Source organism: uncultured Sphingomonas sp. (assembly GCF_946477935.1).
In the GTDB taxonomy this organism is placed as follows: Bacteria; Pseudomonadota; Alphaproteobacteria; order Sphingomonadales; family Sphingomonadaceae; genus Sphingomonas.
Window position 1 is genome coordinate 1 of sequence record NZ_CAMLAC010000238.1, and the last position, 5,530, is coordinate 5,530.

4 protein-coding genes are annotated in these 5,530 nt (G+C 63.1%); all 4 read left to right on the forward strand.

Annotated elements, in window-relative coordinates; all coding sequences use genetic code 11:
* On the forward strand, positions 1 to 309 hold a 309-nt coding region (locus Q0U08_RS17395; RefSeq protein ID WP_298092891.1), incomplete at its 5' end, for a zinc-binding dehydrogenase.
* A 289-nt stretch (positions 310 to 598) separates the two neighbouring features.
* Complete coding sequence (locus Q0U08_RS17400) at positions 599 to 3,808, forward strand: TonB-dependent receptor (RefSeq protein WP_298092893.1); 3,210 nt, start codon at positions 599 to 601, stop codon at positions 3,806 to 3,808.
* Positions 3,809 to 3,879: 71 nt separating this feature from the next.
* A complete protein-coding gene (locus Q0U08_RS17405; protein ID WP_298092894.1) occupies positions 3,880 to 4,605 on the forward strand; it encodes a SapC family protein in 726 nt (241 codons plus the stop codon).
* The coding region (locus tag Q0U08_RS17410; RefSeq protein WP_298092895.1) for a cupin-like domain-containing protein at positions 4,605 to 5,530 on the forward strand (926 nt) is incomplete at its 3' end. The genes Q0U08_RS17405 and Q0U08_RS17410, both read left to right, overlap by 1 nt.

Genomic DNA, 5,530 nt, shown 5'->3' on the forward strand with positions numbered 1-5,530 from the left:
GAGGTGGGTGGGCCGGGAACGCTTGCCCAGTCGATCGAAGCGGTGCGGGTCGGGGGGCATATCTCGCTGATCGGCGTACTGACCGGTGCGGGCGGGGAGGTGCCGACGGCAGCGCTGATGGCACGGCAGGCACGGCTGCAAGGATTGATCGTCGGCAGCAGGCGCGAACAGCAGGATTTCGTTCGTGCGCTCGATGCCGCCACGATCCGCCCGGTCATCGACCGGCGTTTCGCGCTGGAGGCGCTGGCCGATGCATTTCGCTTCGAGATGAGTGGAGGGCATTTCGGCAAGATCGGCATTGAATGGTGATCCGGCCGCCGGGTGGGGGTGGCCGTGGCCGCCCCCGTTCGGCCAAGCATCCGCCGTCTTCGACGTTTCGCAGCAGCCATCAACTATTTGCCTGAGTAAAATACCAAAGCAAATCCAAGTATAACCCTTTAATAGCCTTCACCCATCTGAACAAAAATATAGCGAAAACCGAATCTTATCTCTTGATGGCCGGATGCCTTCGCGGATATGATAGCGATCACAAAGCCGGCATCTGATCGGCGGGAGGATTGAGCCATACAATAAGGGCTCACTATCAGGAGGGGTATGTATGAAGGCCAGTGGTCTCGCCTCGACGCTTGCGCGTTCGGCTTCCGTTGTAGCGGTCGCCACCTGTCTCACATTGGCGAATGCGGCGTTCGCGCAAACGCAAACGCAGACCGGGGCGGAGGCCACGAATGCGCAGCCGACCACGTCGCCCGGTACGACGGCCGATCCGGCTGTGGCGGCGGGCCAGTTGACGACACCGCAAACGGCGCCCGCATCCGAAAGCGCGACCACCGAGGGCGTCAGCGACGAGATCGTGGTGACCGGCATTCGCGCCAGTCTGGAGCGGTCGATCGCGATCAAGCGCAACTCCACCGGCATTGTCGATGCGATCTCGGCCGAGGACATCGGCAAGTTCCCGGACACCAACCTGGCCGAGTCGCTCCAGCGCATCACCGGCGTTTCAATCAACCGGACAAACGGCGAAGGCGCGCTCGTGACGGTGCGTGGCTTCGGGCCGAGCTATAATCTGGTGACATTGAACGGGCGCCAGTTGGCGACCGCGAACGTATCGGTGGTCGGCGGCGACCAGAACGCCGATACGGCGCAAGGGTCCAGTCGCTCCTTCGACTTCTCCAATCTGGCGTCCGAAGGCGTGCGGACGCTGGAGGTATACAAGACGGGGCGGGCCGCGATCCCCACCGGCGGTATCGGTGCGACGATCAACGTCGTCACGCGGCGGCCGCTGGACGGCAAAGGCGGCCTGACCGGCAGCGTCGGCGCCAAGGCGCTGTACGATACGAGCACGAACGGCTGTCTGGACTGCGGATCGAAGGTCACGCCTGAACTGTCCGGTGTGCTGAACTGGGCCGATCCGACGGACCGTTTCGGCGTCTCGCTGTTCGGCAGCTACCAGAAGCGCAATTTCACCTCGATCAGCGCGACCTCGAACGACTGGAACATCATCCCCTACAGCACTTTCCTGTCGGGCGGGTTCGTGCGGTCGGACGGCAGCACGGTAATCACCGGCGCGCCGACCGATCCCAACCAACTGGTCGGCGTTCCCAACGACAGCCGCTACCACTATGCCGAGGGCAGCCGCGAGCGCATCAACGGGCAGGCGGTGTTGCAGTTCAAGCCGATCGAAACGGTGACGCTGACCGCCGATGCGCTGTTCGCGCAGAACCGTCAGGAGGAGATACGGTCCGACCTGTCGAACTGGTTCAGCCGGCCGTTCGACGAGGTACGGTTCGACGGCAACCCGACGGTCGCGACGGCCACCTATCTGCACGAGACGATCAACGGCGCGAAGGACGAAGGCTTTGAAGCGCAGAACCGTGCGCAGAAGAGCCGCGTCCAGGATTACGGCCTGAACATGCGCTGGGACATCGCCGACAACTTCTCCCTCAACATCGACGGACATTACAGCAAGGCGTCGAGCAACCCCAACAATCCCAACGGTGCCAGCTCGACCCTTGTCGGCATGGGCGCGAACGTGGTCACCGCGCATTCGGTGGATTACAGCGGTGAGATTCCGAAACAGGACATCACGCTGAACGGCCCATTGACCGTGGCGCAGGTCGGATCGCAGATCGGCCGCACCTTTGCATCGTCGCAGGAACAGCGGGTCAAGGAAATCCGGGCCGACTTCGGTTGGGATCTGGGCGGCGGCAGCCGGGTCGATTTCGGCGGCAACTTCCGCAACACGGTGATGGACCAGACGCGGGTCGCCACCCAGCAGACGCTGGGCGACTGGGGGATCACCAATCCCGGCGATGTCGAGCGGCTGGCGCCCGGCGCGCTGCAAAGCTTCTGCCTGATCTGCAAGTTCCGGAAGTTCGATCCGGGCAATGATCCGGAATCGCAGATCGCGTTCCGCGGTAACGCGTCCGACATCTATTCCATCCTGTCGCCCTATTATGCCGGCCTGGGGGCCGCAAACGCGGTCGGGATCACCACCAACGAGGACAATCGCGTCCGGGAGAAGATCTGGTCCGCCTATGCGCAGGTCACCTGGAAGGGAGAGATCGGGAACGCACCGGCGACGCTGGTCGGCGGTTTGCGGTACGAGAAGACCAAATCGCGTTCGATCTCTCTGGTGGCGGTGCCCGCTGGGATCAACTGGGTATCCGACAACGACTTCACCGTCGTGATCTCGAACCAGAGCAGCTATCTGCGCGATCGTGGCAGCTACGACAATTTCCTACCGTCGATCGATTTCCAGGTGGAGTTGCAGCAGAACCTGATCGGACGCGTATCATACAGCAAGACGATCGCCCGTCCGGAATATGGCAACCTGTTCACCTCCACCAGCGTGAACGGGCCACCCCGGCCGATCGCCAATGGAGGCATCGCGACCGCGTCGACCGGCAACGCCCAACTGGTGCCGCTGGAGTCGGACAATTTCGATGCGTCGATCGAATGGTACTACAAGCCTGACAGCTACGTCTCGCTGGGGTTGTTCGACAAGCGTGTCCGCAACTTCATCGGCAACGGGCAGTTCACCTCCGACCTGTTCGGGCTGCGCGACCCCAGTTCCGGGGCGGCCGGCACGCGATCCGGCCAGGCACGCGCGGCGCTGCAGGCGCTGGGTGCAGACCAGAGCGACGTGAACCTGTTCGCGCTGACTGCGCTGCTCGACCAGACCGGATCGATCGAAGCGGCAACGGCGCAGTTCCAGGCCAACTACAACACGAGCACGCGCTCGCTGAACGACGATTTCGTCAAGCAGATCAACAGTGCGCGTGACGTGATCGCCAACGGGACCGACGTGCTGTACCAGTTCCAGGTGACGCAGCCGGTCAACAACCGGGATGCTGAGATCTACGGACTGGAAGTCGCCGGTCAGCATTTCTTCGGATCGACGGGGTTCGGTATCGGGGCGGCCTATACGCTGGTGCGCGGCGATGTCGGGTTCAACATCGGCGCCAGTCCGTCGGAGGATCAGTTCGCGCTGCTCGGCCTGTCGGATACGTTCAACGCCACGCTGATCTACGACAAATATGGGCTGTCGGCGCGCGTGGCCTATAACTGGCGCGACAAGTTCCTGTCGGGGATCAACCGTCAGGGATCGCGCAATCCGGAGTTCACGAAACCCTTCGGCCAGTTGGACGTCAACATCAGCTATGACATCACACCCAATTTCGCGGTGTCTTTCGAGGGGATCAACCTGACCGAATCGAAGCTGCGCACCTATGCGCGTGACGAAAGCCAGCTTTGGTTCGGGCAGGAACTGCGTCGCCGTTTCCTGCTGGGTGGCCGCTTCCGCTTCTGATCGGGGATTGTACCCGGTGGCGCTCGTCCGCATGATAGGGGCGGGCGCCGAGTGGCTTATAAGGTTCGATCGTGACGAACATCGTGCTTCTCAACAATGTCGATCATCACGATCTGACGGTCCTCACCGGTCACGGGGCTGAGTATGGCGATGCGGTAAACCAGACGCTGATCTTTCCGACCGAGTGGGAGGAGGCGCAACGCGATTATCCGATCCTGTTTCGCCGGTCGGACGATGGTCGCTTCCATTCCGTTGCGTTGCTCGGGTTCGACCGCGACGAAAATCTGTTCCTGGAGGATGGCGCGTGGCGGGCGCGCCATGTCCCGGCGCTGCACCAGCGCGGGCCCTTCTCGATCGGCGTGCAGCGCGACGAGGACGGCAATATGGGCGAGCCGATGATCCATGTCGATCTGGATCATGTGCGGGTCGGTCGAGGCGGCCAGGGCAGTCCGGTCTTCCTGCCGCAAGGGGGCAACAGTCCGTATCTGGAGGCGATCGCGGAGGTCTTGCGGCGTATCCATGCGGGATCGCAGGCGAACGATGCGCTGTTTGCCGCCCTGACTGGCGAGGGATTGATCAAGCCGGTGACGATCGAGATCGCACTGGACGACAACAAGCGGTACGTGCTGGATGACTTTCACGCGATCGGTGCAGAGCGTATGGCCTTCCTCGACGGTGATGCTTTGGCACGTCTCCATGCGCGGGGGTATCTGCAACCTGCGATCTGGGCATTGTCGTCGCTCGGTAACGTGCCGCATCTGATCGACCGCAAGAACCGGCGGCTGGCAGGCGCCTGATGGACCTGACCGCGCTTCCCTCCGTCCGCGTTATCGAGGGCGTGCGGCATGACGCGGCGGATTTTTCGGCGCTGATCGACGACGGCGTGCCGACCGTGTTGAAGGGGGCGGCTGCCGATCTGCCGCTGGTCGCGGTCGGGCGGAAGGGTATGGATGCGGCGATGGCGTATCTGGCGCGGTTCGATGCGGGGCGGCCGGTGGTGGGCTTCATCGGCGAACCGGCGAGCGACGGACGCTTCTTCTACAACGATGCCCTGACGGGAATGAACTTTTCCGCCGGGCGTGCGCCACTGGCGGACTATCTGGCACGTATCCGCGACGGCACAGATGCGGTGTATCTGGGTTCGACCGACCTGGACCTGTACTTTCCTGGCTTGCGGGGGGAGAACCCAGTGGTGCTGGAGGGCGCCCTGCCGGGGGGGAGCCGGCCGCTGGCAAGCATCTGGATCGGCAATCGTACCGTCGCCGCGACGCATTGGGACATGTCGAACAACATCGCGTGCCCTCTGGTGGGGCGGCGCCGGTTCCTGCTTTTCCCGCCCGACCAGATTGCCAACCTTTATCCGGGGCCGCTGGAGCCCACGCCCGGCGGTCAGGTGGTGAGTATGGTCGATCCGCGCGCGCCCGATCTGGTGCGCTATCCCGGATACCGCAACGCTCTGGGCAAAGCGGTGGTGGCCGAACTCGAACCGGGCGATGTGCTCGTCTATCCGGCGCTGTGGTGGCATCAGGTGGAGGCGCTCGACGGCTTCAACGTGATGATCAACCATTGGTGGAACGACACGCCTGCGTTCGTCGATACGCCGATGACAACATTGCTGCATGGATTGCTGAGCCTGCGGAGCCGTCCGGACAGCGAAAAGCAGAGTTGGCGCGCCTTGTTCGACTATTATCTTTTCGGTCCGGCGGGGCAGGGGGCGGGGCA